The following is a 17,957-nucleotide window of genomic DNA, read 5'->3' on the forward strand; positions in this document are numbered from 1 at the left end:
ACAGGGTGGCCGGCATGGACGACGCGGAGCGGCGGGTCTGGTCGCGACTGCCCGACGGCACCCGGAGCGCCCTGGCCGGCCTGGCCCCGGCGGACCTGCGCACGCTGCTGCTGGCGGTGGCCCGGGACCGGGCGGCGGCGGTACGCCCCGCGGACCTGGTCCGCCGCTGGCGCACGGACCGCTTCACCCGGCCGGCGGCGGCCGACCCCCGCGCGCTGGCCGCCGTCGAGGCCCGCATGTGGCAGTTGTTGCCCGCCGAGTTCGCCGGCGTCGACCTCTCCCCCGTCGCGCCGCTCGGCACCTGCTCGGTCGTCACGCCGATGAGCCAGAACCGCATCGTGACCACTTTTCGCGCCACCGAGGTGCTCAGCGACCCCACCAACGCGCTCGCCATCGAGGCCGCGGTACGCCGCCGGGAACAGCAGGCCGACGGCGCCGTGCACCTGGCCGCGTGCCACCGGGTGCTGCGGGCTCAGGACTTCGGGCCGGGCTGGTCGTCGCACTTCCGGCTCTTCACGCTGGTCTCCAGCGCCCGCGACGGCGGCTCGGGGCGCACCGAGGCACGGCTGCTCACCCTGCACCTGGCGTACTGGCGGACGGTGCTCGCCACCCTGCTGCCGCAGTCGGCAGCGCCCCGGGTGCGCCTGACCGTGCTCGACAGCCCGGTCGTCGGGGAACGGATCGAGGACACCGTCCGGCCGGCGCTCGGCCCGTCGGGCGTACCGCTGGTGGACGAGCCGGAGCGCCGACGCGGCCGGGGCTACTACGTCGGCGCGGCGCTGCGGATCACCGCCGGCGACGGCGCCGACGAGGTCGCACTCGGCGACGGCGGCTTCACGGACTGGACCGCCCGGTTCACCAGCGACGCCAAGGAACGCTGCCTGACCTCCTGCCTGAACACGGAACGCCTGACAGGGGCGGGGACGGGTGTAGCAGCATGTCCGTCATGAGCGAGCAGCGGAGCCCTGGCCTGCGCCCCGGCGGGTCGACGGACGCGCCCGCCGTGCTGCGGCTGCTCGACGACGCCACCGCCTGGCTGGTGGCGCGGGGTCGCACCGGCCAGTGGGGCACCGCCCCGGCCTCGACCGACCCGCGGCGGATCGCGCAGGCCGAGGCTTGGGCGACCGGCGGCGGGTTGTGGCTGGCGACGCTCGCCGACCGGCCGGTCGGCGCACTGGTGGTCGGGACGGCGACCGAGTACGTGCCGCCCGCCACCGAGCCCGAGCTGTACGTGAACCTGCTGGTCACCGACCGCGCGCACGCCGCGTCGGGCATCGGCGGCCGGCTGCTGGCGCACGCCGCCGAGTTGGCCCGGGAGCGTGGGCTCGGCCTGCTGCGGGTGGACTGCTACGCGGGCGGCGACGGCGCGCTGGTCCGGTGGTACGAGCGGCAGGGCTTCACGGCCACCGACGCGTTCACGGTCGAGCGCCCGGGCCGCGACCCGTGGCCGGGACAGGTGCTCGTGCGCCGCCTGCCCTGACCCGGGCCGCTCGGTCCGGGCCGGGACCGCTCAGGCTCCGGGCCGGGCCCGGCTCAACCGGCGCTGCGCAGCTTCGGCAGCACCTCGGCGCCGAACGCGTCGATGAAGTCCCGCTGCTCCTGCCCGACGTGGTGCAGCGCGATCTGGTCGAAGCCGAGCTCCAGGTACTCCTCCAGCCAGCCGACGTGCCGCCCGAGGTCGGCGGAGACGTTCACGACGTCGTGGACCTTCTCCATCGGCATGTCCTGCGAGATCACGTCGAAGTGCTCCGGGGTCTCCAGGTCCCAACAGACCGGCGGGGCGAAGACGTTGCTGCGCCACTGGTCGTACGCGACCCGCTCCGCCTCGGCCTGCTCCGGCGCCCAGCTCACGTGCACCTGGAGGTGCAGCGGCCCGCGCCCGCCGGCCTCCCGGTACGCGCCGATCATCTCCCGCAGGTGCGCGGTCGGGGCGTTCACCGTGATCAGACCGTCCGCCCACTCGGCGCACCAGCGGGCGGTGGCCACGCTGACCGCCGCTCCGATCAGCGCCGGCGGCTGCTCCGGTCGGGTCCACAGCTTCGCCCGGTCGACCCGTACCAGGCCGTCGTGGCTGACCTCCTCGCCGGCCAGCAGCGCGCGGATCACGTCCACGCACTCGCGCAGCCGGGCGTTGCGGACGTCCTTGCGCGGCCAGGCGTCGCCGGTGATGTGCTCGTTGCTCGCCTCGCCGGTGCCGAGGGCGGCCCAGAACCGGCCCGGGTACATCGCGCCCAGGGTGCCGATCGCCTGGGCGATGATCGCCGGGTGGTAGCGCTGCCCGGGGGCGTTGACCACCCCGAACGGCAGGTTGGTCGCCTGGAGCGCGGCCCCCAGCCAGGACCAGGCGAAACCGGACTGGCCCTGCCGCTCGCTCCAGGGCGCGAAGTGGTCCGAGGACATGGCGGCGTCGAAGCCGGCCCGCTCGGCGTGGATCACCGCCTCCAGCAGGGCGCGGGGATCGATCTGCTCGTGGGACGCGTGGAAGCCGAACACCGTCATGGCGTCACTCCGTACCCATGACGGCGCCCGGCTACGCCGGCGAACCGGAGCGGGCTACTCCGCGTGCGCCCCGGCGCCGGCCGAGGCGGCCCCCTCGCCCACCCAGACGGTCTTCGTGTTGCAGAACTCCCGCATGCCGAGCGCGGAGAGTTCGCGGCCGTAGCCGGAGTTCTTCACCCCGCCGAAGGGCAGTTCGGGGTAGGAGGTGGTCATCCCGTTGACGAAGACGTTTCCGGCGTCCAGGTCGGTGGCGAAGCGCTCCTGCTCCTCGGGGTCGCGGGTCCAGGCGTTGGAGCCCAGGCCGAAGGAGGTGCCGTTGGCCACCTCGATCGCCTCCTCGTACGACGACACCCGGTAGAGGCCCGCGACGGGGCCGAAGACCTCCTCGGACCACATCCGCATCTCGGGGCGCAGGTCGGTGACCACCGTCGGCGGGTAGTACCAGCCGGGGCCGGCGGGCGGCTCGCCGCCGCAGAGGACGGTGGCGCCCTTGTCGACGGCGTCGCGTACCTGGGCGTGGACCTCGTCGCGCCCGCCCTCGCTGGCCAGCGGGCCGACGTCGGTGTCGGGGTCCATCGGGTCGCCGACCCGCAGGGCCGACATGTTCGCGGCGAATCTCTCGGCGAAGGCGTCGAAGATGTCGGCGTGCACGATGAACCGCTTGGCGGCGATGCAGGACTGGCCGTTGTTCTGGCAGCGGGCGGTGGTGGCGACCTCGGCGGCCCGGTCGAGATCGGCCGACGGCATCACCACGAACGGGTCGCTGCCGCCGAGTTCCAGCACGGTCTTCTTCAGCTCCCGGCCGGCGATCTGGGCGATCGACCGGCCGGCGCCCTCGCTGCCCGTCAACGTCGCCGCGCGCACCCGGGGGTCGCTGAGCACCCGGTCGACCTCGGCCGAGCCGACGAGCAGGGTGGTGAACGCCCCCTCCGGGAAGCCGGCGCGGCGGAACAGGTCCTCCAGCAGCAGCGCGGTCTGCGGCACGTTGGAGGCGTGCTTGAGCAGGCCGGTGTTGCCGGCCATCAGGGCCGGCGCGGCGAAGCGCAGCACCTGCCAGAGCGGGAAGTTCCACGGCATCACCGCGAGCACCGGCCCGATCGGCTGGTAGCGGACGAAGGCCCGGGTGGCCTTGACCGCCCCCGCGTCGGCGGGCTCGTCGGCGAGGAAGTCGGCCGCCTTCGCCGCGTAGAAGCGGCAGGCGGTGGCGCACTTGGTGACCTCGGCCCTGGCCGACGCGTACGTCTTGCCCATCTCGGTGGTCATCAGCCGGGCGATCTCGTCGCGTTCGGCCTCCAGCAGGTCGGCCGCCGCGTTCAGCCAGCGACCGCGCTGGTCGATCGTGGTGCCGCGCAGCTGCCGGTACGCCAGGTCGGCCCGCTCGATCGCGGCGTCGATCTGCTCCGCCGACATCGGGTCGTAGGACTTGAGCGTCTGTCCGGTCGCGGGATTCGTGGTCGCGATGGGCATCTCGTACTCCTGTCACTCGAAGAGTGAGTGGCGGGCGCCCGGCTCCTCCCGGCGGCGGGCGGCGCGGCGGCGCTGGATGATGATCAGGTCGACCACGGCGACCACCGCGAAGACCACGCAGAGGACCCCCAGCCACACCAGGTCGGCGTTGAACGCCAGCACCGCGAAGACGGTCATGGTCACCAGCCCGAACCCGGCCAGCAGGAGCCGCATGTTGAGCGCGCTGTAGGCGTGGCCGACCGTGCCACGGGCGCGCCGGGGCTGCGATCTCGTCATTGCACCGACCTACCCCCGATCGACCCGCTTAACCCGCCCCGGCCGGTCGGCTCCCCGGGGCGTCCTCGTCCGTGCGCCAGGCGCCCCGGGCCGCCGCGTCGGCGGCGTACGCCGTGAAGTCCTTCGGCGCCCGCCGCGTGGACAGGTCGACCGCCACCCTGCCGGTCGCCCACGTCGCCCCCCGGCGGCGCACCGCCGTCCGCCCTGCCGGTGGGCCGCGTCACCCCGCTGGTGGGGTGCGTTACACCGGCGACCGGTGAGCCTGTCGAACCGGCTCCGACCGGAGAGGATGGCCGGTATGACGATGACCCACGCGCTGCCGGTGACCGTCGCCGTCGCCCGGCGCACCGACCCCGCCCGGACCAGCGAGATGGTGGCCTGGATGCGGGCCGGCACGGCGCTGGCCGAGGCGTTCCCGGGGTTCCTCGGGTCCGGCTGGGTACGCAGCGCGCCCGGCTCCGGGGAGTGGCACATCATCTACCGCTTCGCCGACCACGACACGCTGCGCCGCTGGGAGGAGTCCCCGCAGCGGCACTGGTGGCTCTCCTCCGCGCAGGGCATCGTCGAGCACACCCGGGTCGAGCGGCGTACCGGCGTCGAGGGCTGGTTCGACCCGCCGCGGGAGCACGTGGCGCAGACCGTGCCGGTCAGCGCCGAGCCGACGGTCCCGCCGCCCTCCCCACCGCGCTGGAAGCAGGCGGTGACCATCTGGCTGGCGTTCTTCCCGCTCAGCCTGACCGCGACGCTGCTCACCAGCCGGTTCCTCCCGGACGTGCCGCTGGCCGCCCGGGTGCTCCTGATGACCCTCACGCTGACCCCGCTGATGACCTACCTGGTGCTGCCCCGGATCACCCGGACCCTGCACTGGTGGCTGCACGGCCAGGCCGCGCCCTGGCGCCTGGCGCGCTGACCGCCGCCTGCCGCGCTGGTCCCGCCCGACACGCCGACCGCCGCCTGGCCCGCGATCCGCGCGCCTAGCACGCGCAGCCGCGCCGGAACAGCCGTCTGCCGCATAGCCGACAGCGGCGGGCCACCCCACCGCAGCCACGCTTAGAGTTGCCGCGCTGTCGCTCTCCGCTGCGGGACTGGGGATGGTATGCCTCGACGCTGGGTCACCGTGGCCGCCTGCCTGCTGGCGCTGGTCGCGCTCGCCTGCGAGGGCGGCGGGGAGCCGGGCTCCCGCCCGCCCCGGGAGACCCCGTCGCCCGGCTCGCCCGGCGGCATCGCGGCCCTCGGCGACTCGATCAGCACCGGGTTCGGCTCCTGCCTGGTGCTGGTCTCGTGCGAGCGCAACTCCTGGTCCACCGGTGACGGGCTGCGCGTCGACAGCCTCTACCGGCGCCTGCTCGACCGGAACCCGGCGATCCGGGGCCGGGCCCACAACCACGCCAGCCCCGGGGCCCGCGCGGCGGCGCTGGAGGGGCAGGCCAAGCGGGCGGTACGCGACCGCGTCGACCACGTCACCGTGCTGATCGGCGCCAACGACGTGTGCCGGGGCGGCATCGAGGCGATGACCCCGGTCAAGCAGTTCCGCGCCGACGTCGACCGCGGCCTGCGGGTGCTGCGGCAGGGCCGGCCGAAGGCCCGGGTGCTGGTGGTGAGCGTGCCGAACCTGCACCGGCTCTGGGAGGTCGGGCACACCGACGCGCGGGCGGTGCGGGCCTGGAAGCGGGGCGTCTGCCCGGCGCTGCTGGCGAACCCCACCTCGACGGATCCGCTCGACCGGGCGCGTCGGGCGGCCGTGCGGGAGCGCATCGCCGACTACAACACGCAGCTCGTCGCCGCCTGCAAGGCGTACGGCTCGCGCTGCCGGCACGACGGCGGGGCGGTGCACCGGGTGCGGTTCGACCTGGAGCTGGTCAACCCGCTGGACTGGTTCCACCCGAACGCCGCGGGGCAGGAGCGCCTGGCCGACGTGGCGTGGCGCGCCTCGGGCCTCGGCTCCTGACCCCGCCACCCGGCGCACCGGCCCGTACGGACCGGGCGCGCAGGCGGCGTCGAGGACGCCGGATCAGGGCCGGCGGGGTTCGGGGACGGTGGGTCCGCCGTGCTGACGGTAGAGGGCGCGGGAACGCACCGCGAGGTCCTTGGTGGCCGACGAGTTGGCCCACGTGCCCAGGACGATCGCCGCACCGGGCACCACCTTGGCGAAGATCCGCTTCGCCGCGCGCACCCCGGCCATCTGGGCCAGGCGTACGCCGAGGCGCAGCATCACCTTGCCGAGCGGGTTCTGCCCGCCGCTGCCGAAGAGAGCCCCGGCGCGCTCCCGGCCGGCCGCCACCCCGAGCGCGAGCCGGGCGCTCTCGGCGACCTTGTGCACCTTCTGCAACACCAGCAGGTCGGTGGCCCGGTCGCCGTTCAGCGGGTCGACGCCGTACGCGGCGGCGATGTGCAGCACCATCCGGGCCTGGGTCCAGGCCAGCACCCCCACGTCGATCACGGCACCGGGCAGCCCGGCGGCGCCCGAGACCGCCCCGGAGAGGCGGGCGTGGTTGACGAACTTGCGTACCGCCTGCTCCGCCAGGGCCTCGGCGGTGGCCCCGGGCTGCTCGGCCCGGGCCCGCGCGGCCCACTGCGCCGCCTCCGGCCCCAGCCGGCGTACGGCCTCCAGGGCGAGGTGCTCCGGGGCGTACTGCGGGTCCTCCCGCATCCGGTCCCAGAGCTTCAGCGGCGGCGCCTCGGTGGCCTCCTGCGTCGGTGCCGGAACCACGGCCGGCGGCTGCGGTCCCCCGGCGACGGGCTGGTCGTCGGTGGGCACGGAATCGGTCACAGGGTCTCCCGGGGGTCGGAGAGGGCGTCGGTGACGGTCAGCGGCGGTTCTGGAACTTGGCCGCGAGGCCCCTCAGCTTCTGCTGGGTGCCGGGCTTGGCCAGCTCGCGCCGGCCACGGTCGACCATCTGCTGGCCCTTGGGCGAGCGCAGGAAGGTGGTGATCCGCTGCATCAGTGACATGTCGTCCTCCAGTCGGTGGCGCCTGTTCCATGTGTACCTCGGAGCGACAACACCTGTACCCCGGATGCCCGAACCGCAACCGTCCACTATGGTCGTTCAGAGCCTACTGTCCGGCCTCCAGGCACGCCGCGACGACCTTGGTGGCGCGCCACTCGTGCTTGGCGTAGTGCTCCGGGTAGGCGGAGATCTGCACCGCCTGGGCGGCATCGGTGAGCCGCATCTGCTGCCAGCCCGGCACCCGCGCCAGCGCCGAGAGGAACTGCCGGGTGGCGAACTCCGGGTCCATCAGGTCGCCGACCTCGCCCCAGCCGCTGCTGGAGCGCTGCTGGAACAGCCCGACCGAGTCGTGGTCCCACCCGATGCCCTGGTGCGGGTACTCGCGCGACTCGGGGAGCACCCCGCTGGCGACGTTGTAGAGGTTGCTCTCCTGCATCGCGGTGGCGACCGCGATCACCAGCGCGCGCCGGGGCATCCCCATCTCGCGTCCGGTCCGCACGATCTCCTCGGCGTTCTCCATCTGGGCGTTGTCGAGCCCGACCACCGGGGCGGGGTCGACCGGCTTGCGGGTGGTCTTCTTCGGGGCGGGGGTGGTGGTGTCCGGGTCGACGGTTCGGGTGGGGCTGGCGGAGACGGCGACGCGTTCCAGACCGCGAGAGGCCGGGTCCGGCTCGGCGCGCTCGGCGAGCGCGGAGGGGGCAGCGGCGGGTGTGGCGTCGGCGGATCCGTCCCGCGCGCCCTGCGCGACGGCGGTCAGTCCGAGGCAGCAAAGGACGCCGGTGGCGAGGACGATCCGGGCCCGGGCGGGCCCGCGCGTCAGCAGGCGGGCGTACGCCGCAGCGGCGCGCAGGCTGGTTGACCGATCGCACGAGGGGGTATCGTCCGAACGGTCGATCGGCTCGCTCGGGGTGAGCTGGTCATCGAGGGTGCGGTCGTCAGGCATCAGCCGAGGCTAGGCAGGCCGACAGGCTGAGCACCCGAGGTGATCTCGTGGCTTTCCTCACGATATGGCCCAGGTCGGGTGGACGCCCGCGCCGAGCCGGGCAGCCCTCGGGACACACCTCGCGGACCGGTCAGACCTCCGGAGGCCCCCGGAGCGGCCCGGCGCACCCGGAACGCGGACAAACCACCGGCGACCGGCCCATGATCTACAAACTCCCCCGTTCGGTCGATAGTCTGGTCACCCTGACGGCCATGCCTCGTCGCCCGACGGTGGACTTGCGGGCATACGCCCGATTACTGGTCGGATGGCGACCCGTGGCGGGGCGCGGCGCGGAATGCACGAGGATGGCGGGTACGTTTCCCGAACCGGGTGCCGTCCCCGCACGGCGACCCCGTACGCACAACCAGGGAGGTCCGCACCGGTGCTCGACCCACACGAGCTCTACGAGCTCACCGACGATCTGCCCGACCTCGGTCAGCCGGTGCTGATCCAGACCCTCACCGGCTTCGTCGACGCCGGCAGCGCCACCCGACTGGCCAGGGAGCAGCTGCTCACCTCCCTGGACGCCCGCCCCATCGCCCGGTTCGACGTCGACCAGCTCTTCGACTACCGCTCGCGCCGGCCGGTGATGACCTTCGTCGAGGACCACTGGGAGTCGTACGACGCCCCGGCGCTGGAGCTGCACCTGCTCCGCGACGACGACGAGACGCCCTTCCTGCTGCTCACCGGCCCGGAGCCGGACCTTCAGTGGGAGCGTTTCGTGGCCGCGATCGCCGGAATCTCGGCGCGGCTGGACGTCCGGCTCACCGTCGGGCTCAACTCGATCCCGATGGCCGTGCCGCACACCCGGCCGGCCGGGGTGACCGCGCACGCCACCCGCCGCGAGCTGATCGCCGGCTACGAGCCGTGGTTGCAGCGCGTGCAGGTGCCTGGCAGCGTCGGCCACCTGCTGGAGTACCGCCTCGGTGAGCTGGGCCGCGACGCCCTCGGCTTCGCCGCCCACGTGCCGCACTACGTGGCGCAGACCGAGTACCCGGCCGCCGCCGAGGTGCTGCTCGCCTCCGTGTCGCGCAGCACCGGGCTGCTGCTGCCCCGCGACGGCCTGCGCTCGGCGGCCGAGGTGGTCCGGGTAGAGATCGACCGGCAGGTCGCCCAGACCGACGACGCCGCCCAACTGGTGCAGGCCCTGGAGGAGCAGTACGACGCGTTCGCGCGCGGCCGGGGCGAGAAGAACCTGCTCGCCGCCGAGGTCGGGCCGCTGCCCACCGCCGACGAGCTGGGCGCCGAGCTGGAGCGGTTCCTGGCCGAGCAGACCCGCCCGGGCGACACCCCGGGCAGCTGACCCGGCGACGCGCGCGGGGATGGGGCAGGCTGGTCACATGCGTCTGGCGACCTGGAACGTGAACTCGGTGAAGGCCCGCCTGCCCCGGCTGCTGGACTGGTTGGCCGGCACCGGGCCGGACGTCGTCTGCCTCCAGGAGACGAAGTGCCCGGACGGCGCCTTCCCGACCGCCGAGGTGGGCGAGCTGGGCTACACGGTGGCCAGCCACAGCGACGGCCGGTGGAACGGGGTGGCCATCCTGTCCCGGGTCGGCCTGGCCGACGTGACGGTGGGGTTCCCCGGCGAACCGGGCTTCCCCGATCCGGAGGCCCGGGCCATCTCGGCGACCTGCGACGGGGTCCGGGTCTGGTCGGTGTACGTGCCGAACGGCCGGGCCCCGGACGACCCGCACTACGCGTACAAGCTGGCCTGGTTCGCAGCGCTGCGCGACGCGCTGGAGGCGGAGCTGACCGGCGGCCTGCCGTTGGCGGTCTGCGGCGACTTCAACGTGGCGCCCACCGACGCCGACGTCTGGGACCCGGCGGTCTTCACCCACTCCACGCACGTCACCCCGGCGGAGCGGGCGGCCCTCGCGGCGCTGCGCGACCTCGGGCTCTCCGACGTGGTGCCCACCCCGATGAAGGGCCCGCACCCGTTCACCTACTGGGACTACCGGGCGGGCATGTTCCACCAGAACAAGGGCATGCGGATCGACCTCGTGTACGCCTCGGCGCCGTTCGCCCGGGCGGTCCGCTCGGCGTACGTGGACCGGGAGGCCCGCAAGGGCAAGGGCCCCTCCGACCACGCGCCGATCGTCCTCGACGCCGACCTGGTTCCGGCGGTCGAGTCGTTCTGAGCCCCCGCGTCGTCGCCAGGGCGTCCTCCCGAGGGCACGCCCAGGCTGATGGACCACCGCCACCGGAACGCTGATACCTGTGTGGCATAAAAATACCTGTGTGGTATCAGGGTGAGCGGCTACACCGCCGGCCGGCGGGGTCCGGCGCAGCCGGTCACGGTTCTTGGGACAGACCGTAGGGTGGAGCCATGGCAGTCGTGAAGATCAACGCGATCGACGTCCCGCCCGGTGCCGGCGAGGAGCTGGAGAAGCGGTTCGCCGCCCGGGCCGGGGCGGTGGAGAACTCCCCCGGATTCCTCGGCTTCGAGCTGCTGCGCCCGGTGGCCGGGGAGAACCGGTACTTCGTGTACACCCGCTGGGAGAGCGAGGAGGCCTACCAGGCATGGGCGGCCGGCCCGTCGCGCGCCGCCCACGCCGGCGAGAAACGTCCCCCGGTCGCCTCCGGCGCCACCCTCCTGGAGTTCGAGGTCGTCCAGCAGGTCCCCGGCCGATCCTGACCCGCCCTCCCGCCGCTCAGGCGGGACGGGAGGAGAGCAGGGTGGCGAAGGCGATGATGTTGTCGGCGTAGCCCGTCCGGCCGCCGAGCCAGTCGCCGCCGCAGGTGATCAGGCGCAGTCCCGGCGGGCCCTCGTCGCCGTAGACCCGTTCCGCCGGCAGCCGCTCCTTGGGGAAGTGCTCCACGGAGTCGACCTTGAACACCACGACCGAGCCGTCGGCCCGGGTCACGTCGACGGTGTCGCCCGGGCGCAGTTTGTGCAGGTCGTGGAAGACCGCCGGGCCGCGCTTGGTGTCCACGTGCCCGACGATGACCGACGGGCCCGGCTCGCCCGGGGTGGGGCCCCGGTCGTACCAGCCGGTCTCGTCGGCGCGCTCCAGCGGCGGTACGGCGATCGACCCGTCCCGGGCCTGACCCACGGGGGCGACCGCGGCGGACACCTCGATCGCGGGAACCGACAGGCGCACCGGCCGGCTGGCCGACAGTGCCCCGCTCTCGCTGCGCGCCGGCCGCTCCTGCCCGCCGCCGGCGGCCCAGTCGAGCGGCCCGGCGGTGCGCCCCAGTCCCGCGCCGGTGGCGAAGACCCCGGCCAGCACCAGCACCACCGCCAGCGGCACCGACCAGGGGCGGCGTCCGGGCGGCCGTGGCCCCCGGGCCGCTGCGGCGGCCGGCTGCGGGGCGGGCGTGGTGGCCATGAGGCGGCTCAGCGTCGGGCGGCGCCACGGGCGGTACGCGGACGGCGCGCCGCCCGGACCGCGAGCACGATGCCGGTCACGGTCAGGGCGAGGCCACCCGGAAGCAGCAGCCCGCCGGTGAAGCCGCCGGCGCCACCGCCGAACCCGGTCGCCGGGCCGCGGCTGGGCTGCACGGCCTTGACGACCTGGAGCATGGTCGAGGCGGTCTCGCCGTCGCGGCACTCCAGCTTGATCCGGTAGTTGCCGGGGCGGGTGCGCTCCCGCACCATCGGCGCGGCGGTCAACGTGCCGCCCTGCGGCTGCACCTGCACCCGACCGAAGGCGTCCGAGACCACGGTGGCGGGTACGGAGTTGTTGCGGCAACTGGCCCGGATCCCCACGAGAAACCCCGGCTCGACCGTGCTCGGGCTGACCTCGACGAAGACGTTCGGCCCCGGCGGCCCCGGCTGGGGCGCGCCGGCGAGGGCGGGCGCGGCCGCGAGCAGCGGCCCGACGACCACGGTCGCGATCGCGAGCGCCACACCGCCACGGTGCACCGACACGACGCCCCCTCCCGGCGCGTTGGGGCAGCGCCGGGGCAACACCAGGCACCCGGTCTGCCGTACGGGATGGATCCTCTCATCCCCGGGCGAACATCACATCCGATTCGGCGCGGTCGTCGCGTACCCTCAGGTCGTTGTGACCTCCACCGACTTCCCCGCCGCCGTCCCCGCGCCGCCCGCCGCCCGGACGATCCGGACCTTCCACCCGCGCCGTGGCCGGATGAGCAGCCGCCAGACGGAGGCCCTCGATCGGCTCTGGCCGGTCTACGGCCTGCACGTCCCGGAGCGGCCCGGCACGCCCGTGGACCTGGCCGCCCTGTTCGGCCGACGGGCCCCGCTGGTGCTGGAGATCGGTTCCGGGATGGGCGACACCACGGCCGAGATGGCCGCCGCCGACCCCGACCGAGATTATCTGGCGGTCGAGGTGCACACGCCCGGAATCGCCAACCTGCTGGACCTGGTGGAGCGGCACGGCCTGCGCAACGTACGGGTGGCCCAGGGCGACGCCCTTGACCTCGTGGCGGGCCTGCCGGAGGCGTCGCTGGACGCCGTGCACGTCTTCTTCCCCGACCCCTGGCCCAAGTCCCGGCACCACAAGCGGCGGATCATCCAGCCGGCCCACGTCGCGCTGCTGCGCTCCCGGCTGGCGCCCGGCGGCACCCTGCACTGCGCCACCGACTGGGCCGAGTACGCCGAGGCGATGCGGGCCACCCTGGACGCCGACCCGGGGCTGGTCGACGCGCACGACGGCTTCGCGCCCCGCCCCGCCCACCGCCCGGTCACCAAGTTCGAGCGCCGGGCCCTGCGGGCGGACCGCCCGATCTTCGACCTGATCCACCGCCGGTCGTGACGGCGGAAGCCGCTCCGGCGCCGAAGCGGCCCTTTCCCGTCTCTCCCGCCCGGCCGGTTGGCGCTCGGGGGCATGATCCAGGCACCATGGACGCGCTATGACGCTCACCGCCGCGCTGCCGACAAGCGCCGACCCCGACACCCTCTTCGACGCGTTCGCCGGCTGGGCGAAGGAGCGCGGCCTCGACCTCTATCCCCATCAGGAGGAGGCGGTCATCGAGATCGTCTCCGGCGCCAACCTGATCATGAACACGCCGACCGGGTCCGGCAAGAGCCTGGTCGCCATCGCGGCGCACTTCGCGGCCCTGGCCGACGACCGGACGACCTTCTACACCGCCCCGATCAAGGCGCTGGTGTCGGAGAAGTTCTTCGCCCTCTGCGAGGTCTTCGGCGCCGACAACGTCGGCATGCTGACCGGCGACGCCAGCGTCAACGCCGACGCGCCGATCATCTGCTGCACCGCCGAGATCCTGGCCAACCTCGCGCTACGCGAGGGCGAGCGCGCCGACGTCGGCCAGGTGATCATGGACGAGTTCCACTTCTACGCCGAGCCCGACCGGGGCTGGGCGTGGCAGGTGCCGCTGATCGAGCTGCCGCAGGCGCAGTTCGTCCTGATGTCCGCCACGCTGGGCGACACCACCCGCTTCGTCGACGACCTGACCCGGCGCACCGGCCGGCCCACCGCCGTCGTCCGCTCCGCCGAGCGGCCGGTTCCGCTGATCTTCTCGTACGCGATGACGCCGCTGCACGAGACCCTCGAGGAGCTGCTGGAGACGAAGCAGGCACCCGTCTACGTCGTGCACTTCACCCAGGCCGCCGCCCTGGAACGCGCACAGGCCCTGATGAGCGTCAACGTCTGCACCCGCGCCGAGAAGGACATGATCGCCACCGCGATCGGAAACTTCCGGTTCACCTCCGGCTTCGGCAAGACCCTGTCCCGGCTGGTGCGGCACGGCATCGGCGTGCACCACGCCGGGATGCTGCCCAAGTACCGCCGGCTCGTCGAGACCCTGGCCCAGGCCGGCCTACTCAAGGTCATCTGCGGCACCGACACCCTCGGGGTGGGCATCAACGTGCCCATCCGCACCGTGCTGTTCACCGGCCTGTCCAAGTACGACGGGGTGCGCACCCGGCTGCTCAAGGCCCGCGAGTTCCACCAGATCGCCGGGCGCGCCGGGCGGGCCGGGTTCGACACCGTCGGCCGGGTCGTCGTGCAGGCCCCCGAGCACGTCATCGAGAACGAGAAGGCGCTCGCCAAGGCCGGCGACGACCCGAAGAAGCGGCGCAAGGTGGTGCGCAAGAAGCCGCCGGAGGGGTCGATCGGCTGGGGTAGGCCCACCTTCGACCGCCTCGTCGAGGCCGAGCCGGAGCCGCTGACCTCCAGCTTCCACGTCAGTCACTCGATGCTGCTCAACGTCATCGGCCGCCCCGGCGACGCGTTCGCCGCGATGCGCCACCTGCTCACCGACAACCACGAGGAGCGTGCCGCCCAGCGCCGGCACGTCCGCCGCGCCATCGCCATCTACCGGGCGCTGCGCGCGGGCGGCGTCGTCGAGCAGCTCGACGAGCCCGACGAGACCGGCCGGCGGGTCCGCCTCACCGTCGACCTCCAGCTCGACTTCGCCCTCAACCAGCCGCTCTCCCCGCTGGCGCTGGCCACTATCGAGCTGCTCGACGTCGAGTCCCCCGCGTACGCCCTCGACGTGCTCTCGGTGGTCGAGTCGATCCTCGACGACCCGCGCCAGGTGCTCTCCGCGCAGCAGTTCAAGGCCCGCGGCGAGGCGGTCGCCGCCATGAAGGCGGAGGGCATCGAGTACGAGGCCCGCCTCGAACTGCTCGACGGCGTGACCTGGCCGAAGCCCCTCGCGGAACTGCTGGACTCGGCGTACGAGATGTACCGGCAGGGGCACCCGTGGGTGGCCGACCACCAGCTCTCCCCCAAGTCGGTCGTGCGGGACATGTACGAGCGGGCGATGACCTTCACCGAGTACGTGCAGTTCTACGGGCTGACCCGATCCGAGGGCCTCGTGCTGCGCTACCTCGCCGACGCGTACAAGACGCTGCGGCAGACGGTGCCCGAGGACGCCAAGACCGAGGAGCTGATCGACCTCATCGAGTGGCTCGGCGAGCTGGTCCGGCAGGTGGACTCCAGCCTCATCGACGAGTGGGAGCGGCTGCGCAACCCCACCGACGCCGCCGAGGCCGCCGAGGCGCTGGACGACCGGGTGCCGGCGGTCACCCGCAACGCCCGCGCCTTCCGGGTGCTGGTGCGCAACGCCCTGTTCCGCCGCGTCGAGCTGGCCGCCCTGCGCCGCTGGTACGACCTCGGCGAGCTGGACGCCGCGTCGGGCTGGGACGCGGACGCCTGGGCCGACGCCCTGGAGCCGTACTTCGAGGCGTACGACTCCATCGGGGTGGGGCCGGACGCCCGCGGCCCCGCGCTGCTGATGATCGAGCAGGGTCGGGAACGGTGGACGGTCCGGCAGATCCTCGACGACCCCGACGAGGACCACGACTGGGGCATCAGCGCCGAGGTCGACCTCGCGGCCTCCGACGAGGCGGGCGCGGCGGTCGTCCGGATCACCTCGGTCGGGCAGCTCTGACCCTCGCGGCGGCTGTGGTCGGAGGCCGCTCCCACGGTCACGTGGTGAGGACGACGAGTTGCCGGGTCGCCCGGGTCATCGCCACGTAGCGGTCGACCGCTCCCTCGACGCCTGCGCCGAAGGCCTCCGGGTCGACGAGGACGACCAGGTCGAACTCGAGCCCCTTCGCCAGCTCCGGCGTCAGCGACCGGACCCGGGACGTCGCCCGGAACGTGGGATCGCCGATGACGCACGCGGTCCCCTCGGCGTGCGCGGCGAGCCACGTGTCGAGGATCGGACCCAGGTCGGCGGCGGATCCGCGTACGACGGGAGCGCCGCCGCCGCGGATGGAGGTCGGCACGTTGGCGTCGGGGAGCACGGCCCGGATGACGGGCTCGGCCTCCGCCATGACCTCTTCCGGCGTCCGGTAGTTGACGGTCAGGGAGGTCAGGGTGATCCGGTCGAGCCCGATGCGCTCCAGCCGTGCCCGCCACGACTCGGTGAACCCGCGCCGGGCCTGGGCGCGGTCCCCGACGATGGTGAAGCTCCCCGACGGGCAGCGCAGCAGCAGCATCTGCCACTCGGCGTCGGTCACCTCCTGAGCCTCGTCCACCACGATGTGGGCGAACGGTCCGGCGAGCAGGTCCGGTTCGACGTGGGGCAGGGCGGTCTCGTCGACCAGGGCGTCCTGGAGGTCCAGCTGGCGCAGGCTCGACAGCACGCCCTCGCCGTCGTCGTAGGTGTCGGCCTCGATCAGGTCGTCGACGACGGCGGCCATGCGCGCGCGTTCGACGGCGACGACGGCCTCCTGCCGGCGCCGGCGCCCGGACGCCTCCGCGTCGCCGAGCCGTTGCCGTGCCGCGTCCAGCAGCGGCAGGTCGGACACCGTCCACGCCCGGGCGTCGGGGCGCTGCAACGTGCGGACCTCGTCGGGGCTGAGCCAGGGAGCGCACCGGCGCAGATAGGCGGGCACCGACCACAGGTCGCCGACGAGGTCGGTCGCCTCGATCAGCGGCCAGGCCCGGTTGAACGCCGTACGCAGCTCCCGGTTTCGCAGCAGCGAGGCGCGGACCAGGTCGTCGGGCTCGTCGCCGTCGTACTTCTCCACCAGGATCGTGAGCAGTTCCTCCCAGACCTCGTCGCGCGCCTCGTTGTGGGGCGTACCGGGTCCCGACGCCTCGAACGCCTCGGCCCAGTCGGCGGCGCGCAGCCGGATGTGGGCCTCGTCCGTGCTGACCGTCAGCGGTGCGCTCGGCGGCTCCTCGTAGAACCTGACGGCCGACTCGATCGCCTTCACCATCGCCGCCGACGACTTCAGCCGGGCCACCTCCGGGTCGGTCTCGACGCCCGCCGAGGCGCCCTCGGGCACGAGGTCGCGCAGGGTGCAGGTCTGCACCTCCTCCTCCCCCAGGCTGGGCAGCACGTCGGAGACGTACGCCAGGTAGGGCTGGTGCGGCCCGACGAACAGCACGCCGCCCCGGCGGTGACCGAGGCGCGGGTCGGCGTAGAGCAGGTACGCGGTGCGGTGCAGCGCGACGACGGTCTTGCCGGTGCCGGGACCGCCGTCCACGACGAGCGCCCCGCTCGATCCCGCGCGGATGATGGCGTCCTGGTCGGCCTGGATCGTGCCGAGCACGTCGCGCATCCGCGGCGACCTGCTGGCGCCCAGGCTGGCGATGAAGGCGGACTGGTCGTCGAGCGTGGCGGCGTGCCCCGCGAGGGCGTCCGGGGTGAACACCTCGTCCCAGTAGTCGGTGATCCGGCCGCGCGTCCAGCGGTACCGGCGGCGGCTCGCCAGGCCCATCGGGTTGGCGTGGGTCGCCGCGAAGAACGGCTCGGCCGCGGGGGAACGCCAGTCGAGCAGCAGTCGTCCGCCCGCGCCGTCGGTAAGGCCGCGTCGCCCGACGTACACGGGCGCGCAATCGTCGGCGCGGACCATGCGGCCGAGGCACAGGTCCACGCCGAAGCGGCGCAGTGTGCGCAGGCGGGCGGCCAGCCGACGGACCTCCATGTCCCGGTCCACCGCCTGCCGGCCCTTGCCACCGGGGGCCCGGCGCTCGGCGTCGAGGCGGTCGGACAACTCGGTGCCCGACTGCTCGATGCTGCGCGCGACGGCCGCGAAGTGCCGCTCGTCGGCGGCGATCAGCGTCGGATCGGCCTTGGCGGCGAGGTGGTCGGGAAGGTCGAACGCGCTGGCCGTCAGAGGATTCACGGCAACTCCGATCTCGTTCAGGGTCCTGGCTCGCGATGCCGCGCGGTTCACGCGGCATACGCCCGGGCGCGCCACCGTCGGCCCGACGTTTCCGCGCGGGCCGCACGACGACGACTCATCCATTTCATGGGATTCCGTTTCCGCAGCTCGCGGCCTCGGCCGGTGATTCTGCGGCACGGACCGGGTCTTGCCGCAAGCCCCCCAGTGCGATATACGTTGAGAAGGGAAAGGGGCGGACGCTCTCCTTTCCCTTTATTTCTGTCCGGGGCGG

Annotated in this window: 18 protein-coding genes; 9 read left to right on the forward strand and 9 right to left on the reverse strand. The window is 73.7% G+C overall.

Annotated features, from left to right (window positions below):
* Positions 1 to 14: 14 nt before the first annotated feature.
* Together GA0070610_RS17945 and GA0070610_RS17950 are read left to right on the forward strand one after the other, a co-directional pair.
* Positions 15 to 950, forward strand: coding sequence for a hypothetical protein (locus GA0070610_RS17945; RefSeq protein ID WP_089001111.1), 936 nt, complete (start codon positions 15 to 17; stop codon positions 948 to 950).
* The gene (locus GA0070610_RS17950) at positions 947 to 1,480 is read left to right on the forward strand and encodes a GNAT family N-acetyltransferase (protein ID WP_089003580.1); all 534 of its coding nucleotides are present in this window, start codon (positions 947 to 949) and stop codon (positions 1,478 to 1,480) included. Before GA0070610_RS17945 ends, GA0070610_RS17950 begins: the two co-directional genes overlap by 4 nt.
* Positions 1,481 to 1,533: 53 nt before the next feature.
* Here the strand turns inward: GA0070610_RS17950 and GA0070610_RS17955 are convergent, their stop codons facing one another.
* The 3 genes from GA0070610_RS17955 to GA0070610_RS17965 are packed head-to-tail and all read right to left on the reverse strand — an operon-like array spanning position 1,534 to position 4,242.
* Complete coding sequence (locus tag GA0070610_RS17955) at positions 1,534 to 2,499, reverse strand: TIGR03885 family FMN-dependent LLM class oxidoreductase (RefSeq protein ID WP_089001112.1); 966 nt, start codon at positions 2,497 to 2,499, stop codon at positions 1,534 to 1,536.
* Positions 2,500 to 2,553: 54 nt separating this feature from the next.
* Positions 2,554 to 3,966 carry an NADP-dependent succinic semialdehyde dehydrogenase gene (locus GA0070610_RS17960; RefSeq protein ID WP_089001113.1) on the reverse strand — a complete coding sequence of 471 codons (1,413 nt, stop codon included), beginning with the start codon at positions 3,964 to 3,966 and terminating at the stop codon, positions 2,554 to 2,556.
* Between the two features lie 12 nt (positions 3,967 to 3,978).
* Positions 3,979 to 4,242 carry a DUF6343 family protein gene (locus tag GA0070610_RS17965; RefSeq protein ID WP_089001114.1) on the reverse strand — a complete coding sequence of 88 codons (264 nt, stop codon included), beginning with the start codon at positions 4,240 to 4,242 and terminating at the stop codon, positions 3,979 to 3,981.
* 298 nt (positions 4,243 to 4,540) lie between these two features.
* Between GA0070610_RS17965 and GA0070610_RS17970 the strand changes: the two genes are divergently transcribed.
* Both GA0070610_RS17970 and GA0070610_RS17975 read left to right on the forward strand, forming a co-directional pair.
* A complete protein-coding gene (locus GA0070610_RS17970) occupies positions 4,541 to 5,152 on the forward strand; it encodes an antibiotic biosynthesis monooxygenase (RefSeq protein WP_089001115.1) in 612 nt (203 codons plus the stop codon).
* A 186-nt stretch (positions 5,153 to 5,338) separates the two neighbouring features.
* A complete protein-coding gene (locus GA0070610_RS17975; protein WP_089001116.1) occupies positions 5,339 to 6,190 on the forward strand; it encodes a GDSL-type esterase/lipase family protein in 852 nt (283 codons plus the stop codon).
* Positions 6,191 to 6,253: 63 nt separating this feature from the next.
* Here GA0070610_RS17975 and GA0070610_RS17980 read toward each other — a convergent pair whose 3' ends face one another.
* The 3 genes from GA0070610_RS17980 to GA0070610_RS17985 all read right to left on the reverse strand — a co-directional run bounded on the left by GA0070610_RS17980 (position 6,254) and on the right by GA0070610_RS17985 (position 8,133).
* Positions 6,254 to 7,012, reverse strand: a complete 759-nt coding sequence (locus GA0070610_RS17980) for an EcsC family protein (RefSeq protein WP_089001117.1) — start codon at positions 7,010 to 7,012, stop codon at positions 6,254 to 6,256.
* Between the two features lie 37 nt (positions 7,013 to 7,049).
* Positions 7,050 to 7,193 (reverse strand): hypothetical protein, encoded by a 144-nt coding sequence (locus tag GA0070610_RS30935; protein WP_172896546.1) that lies wholly within the window; start codon positions 7,191 to 7,193, stop codon positions 7,050 to 7,052.
* A 103-nt stretch (positions 7,194 to 7,296) separates the two neighbouring features.
* Complete coding sequence (locus GA0070610_RS17985; RefSeq protein ID WP_089001118.1) at positions 7,297 to 8,133, reverse strand: peptidase M23; 837 nt, start codon at positions 8,131 to 8,133, stop codon at positions 7,297 to 7,299.
* A 421-nt stretch (positions 8,134 to 8,554) separates the two neighbouring features.
* Between GA0070610_RS17985 and GA0070610_RS17990 the strand changes: the two genes are divergently transcribed.
* From GA0070610_RS17990 to GA0070610_RS18000, 3 genes are all read left to right on the forward strand, one after another.
* Complete coding sequence (locus GA0070610_RS17990) at positions 8,555 to 9,475, forward strand: proteasome assembly chaperone family protein (RefSeq protein WP_089001119.1); 921 nt, start codon at positions 8,555 to 8,557, stop codon at positions 9,473 to 9,475.
* Between the two features lie 37 nt (positions 9,476 to 9,512).
* Complete coding sequence (locus GA0070610_RS17995) at positions 9,513 to 10,310, forward strand: exodeoxyribonuclease III (protein ID WP_089001120.1); 798 nt, start codon at positions 9,513 to 9,515, stop codon at positions 10,308 to 10,310.
* 188 nt (positions 10,311 to 10,498) lie between these two features.
* Positions 10,499 to 10,807 carry an antibiotic biosynthesis monooxygenase family protein gene (locus GA0070610_RS18000; protein ID WP_089001121.1) on the forward strand — a complete coding sequence of 103 codons (309 nt, stop codon included), beginning with the start codon at positions 10,499 to 10,501 and terminating at the stop codon, positions 10,805 to 10,807.
* A 16-nt stretch (positions 10,808 to 10,823) separates the two neighbouring features.
* Here GA0070610_RS18000 and GA0070610_RS18005 read toward each other — a convergent pair whose 3' ends face one another.
* Together GA0070610_RS18005 and GA0070610_RS18010 are read right to left on the reverse strand one after the other, a co-directional pair.
* Positions 10,824 to 11,501, reverse strand: a complete 678-nt coding sequence (locus GA0070610_RS18005; protein WP_089001122.1) for a class F sortase — start codon at positions 11,499 to 11,501, stop codon at positions 10,824 to 10,826.
* An 8-nt stretch (positions 11,502 to 11,509) separates the two neighbouring features.
* On the reverse strand, positions 11,510 to 12,037 hold the full coding sequence (locus GA0070610_RS18010) for a hypothetical protein (RefSeq protein WP_089001123.1): 528 nt from the start codon (positions 12,035 to 12,037) through the stop codon (positions 11,510 to 11,512).
* A gap of 142 nt (positions 12,038 to 12,179) precedes the next feature.
* Here GA0070610_RS18010 and trmB point away from each other — a divergent pair, with 142 nt between their 5' ends.
* Together trmB and GA0070610_RS18020 are read left to right on the forward strand one after the other, a co-directional pair.
* The gene (gene trmB / locus GA0070610_RS18015; RefSeq protein WP_089001124.1) at positions 12,180 to 12,893 is read left to right on the forward strand and encodes a tRNA (guanosine(46)-N7)-methyltransferase TrmB; all 714 of its coding nucleotides are present in this window, start codon (positions 12,180 to 12,182) and stop codon (positions 12,891 to 12,893) included.
* Between the two features lie 97 nt (positions 12,894 to 12,990).
* Positions 12,991 to 15,495, forward strand: a complete 2,505-nt coding sequence (locus tag GA0070610_RS18020; protein ID WP_089001125.1) for a DEAD/DEAH box helicase — start codon at positions 12,991 to 12,993, stop codon at positions 15,493 to 15,495.
* 37 nt (positions 15,496 to 15,532) lie between these two features.
* Here the strand turns inward: GA0070610_RS18020 and helR are convergent, their stop codons facing one another.
* A complete protein-coding gene (helR, locus tag GA0070610_RS18025) occupies positions 15,533 to 17,677 on the reverse strand; it encodes an RNA polymerase recycling motor ATPase HelR (RefSeq protein WP_197697900.1) in 2,145 nt (714 codons plus the stop codon).
* Positions 17,678 to 17,957 lie beyond the last annotated feature (280 nt).

The sequence above is a fragment of the Micromonospora echinofusca genome (assembly GCF_900091445.1).
GTDB lineage: Bacteria > Actinomycetota > Actinomycetes > Mycobacteriales > Micromonosporaceae > Micromonospora > Micromonospora echinofusca.

What these genes read in the sequence shown, in the direction of transcription:
- GA0070610_RS17945 (WP_089001111.1), top strand. Translation starts at nt 15, where the DNA reads ATGGACGACGCGGAGCGGCGGGTCTGGTCGCGACTGCCCGACGGCACC.
- GA0070610_RS17950 (WP_089003580.1), top strand. Translation starts at nt 947, where the DNA reads ATGAGCGAGCAGCGGAGCCCTGGCCTGCGCCCCGGCGGGTCGACGGAC.
- GA0070610_RS17955 (WP_089001112.1), bottom strand. Translation starts at nt 2,499, where the DNA reads ATGACGGTGTTCGGCTTCCACGCGTCCCACGAGCAGATCGATCCCCGC.
- GA0070610_RS17960 (WP_089001113.1), bottom strand. Translation starts at nt 3,966, where the DNA reads ATGCCCATCGCGACCACGAATCCCGCGACCGGACAGACGCTCAAGTCC.
- GA0070610_RS17965 (WP_089001114.1), bottom strand. Translation starts at nt 4,242, where the DNA reads ATGACGAGATCGCAGCCCCGGCGCGCCCGTGGCACGGTCGGCCACGCC.
- GA0070610_RS17970 (WP_089001115.1), top strand. Translation starts at nt 4,541, where the DNA reads ATGACGATGACCCACGCGCTGCCGGTGACCGTCGCCGTCGCCCGGCGC.
- GA0070610_RS17975 (WP_089001116.1), top strand. Translation starts at nt 5,339, where the DNA reads ATGCCTCGACGCTGGGTCACCGTGGCCGCCTGCCTGCTGGCGCTGGTC.
- GA0070610_RS30935 (WP_172896546.1), bottom strand. Translation starts at nt 7,193, where the DNA reads ATGTCACTGATGCAGCGGATCACCACCTTCCTGCGCTCGCCCAAGGGC.
- GA0070610_RS17985 (WP_089001118.1), bottom strand. Translation starts at nt 8,133, where the DNA reads ATGCCTGACGACCGCACCCTCGATGACCAGCTCACCCCGAGCGAGCCG.
- GA0070610_RS17995 (WP_089001120.1), top strand. Translation starts at nt 9,513, where the DNA reads ATGCGTCTGGCGACCTGGAACGTGAACTCGGTGAAGGCCCGCCTGCCC.
- GA0070610_RS18000 (WP_089001121.1), top strand. Translation starts at nt 10,499, where the DNA reads ATGGCAGTCGTGAAGATCAACGCGATCGACGTCCCGCCCGGTGCCGGC.
- GA0070610_RS18005 (WP_089001122.1), bottom strand. Translation starts at nt 11,501, where the DNA reads ATGGCCACCACGCCCGCCCCGCAGCCGGCCGCCGCAGCGGCCCGGGGG.
- GA0070610_RS18020 (WP_089001125.1), top strand. Translation starts at nt 12,991, where the DNA reads ATGACGCTCACCGCCGCGCTGCCGACAAGCGCCGACCCCGACACCCTC.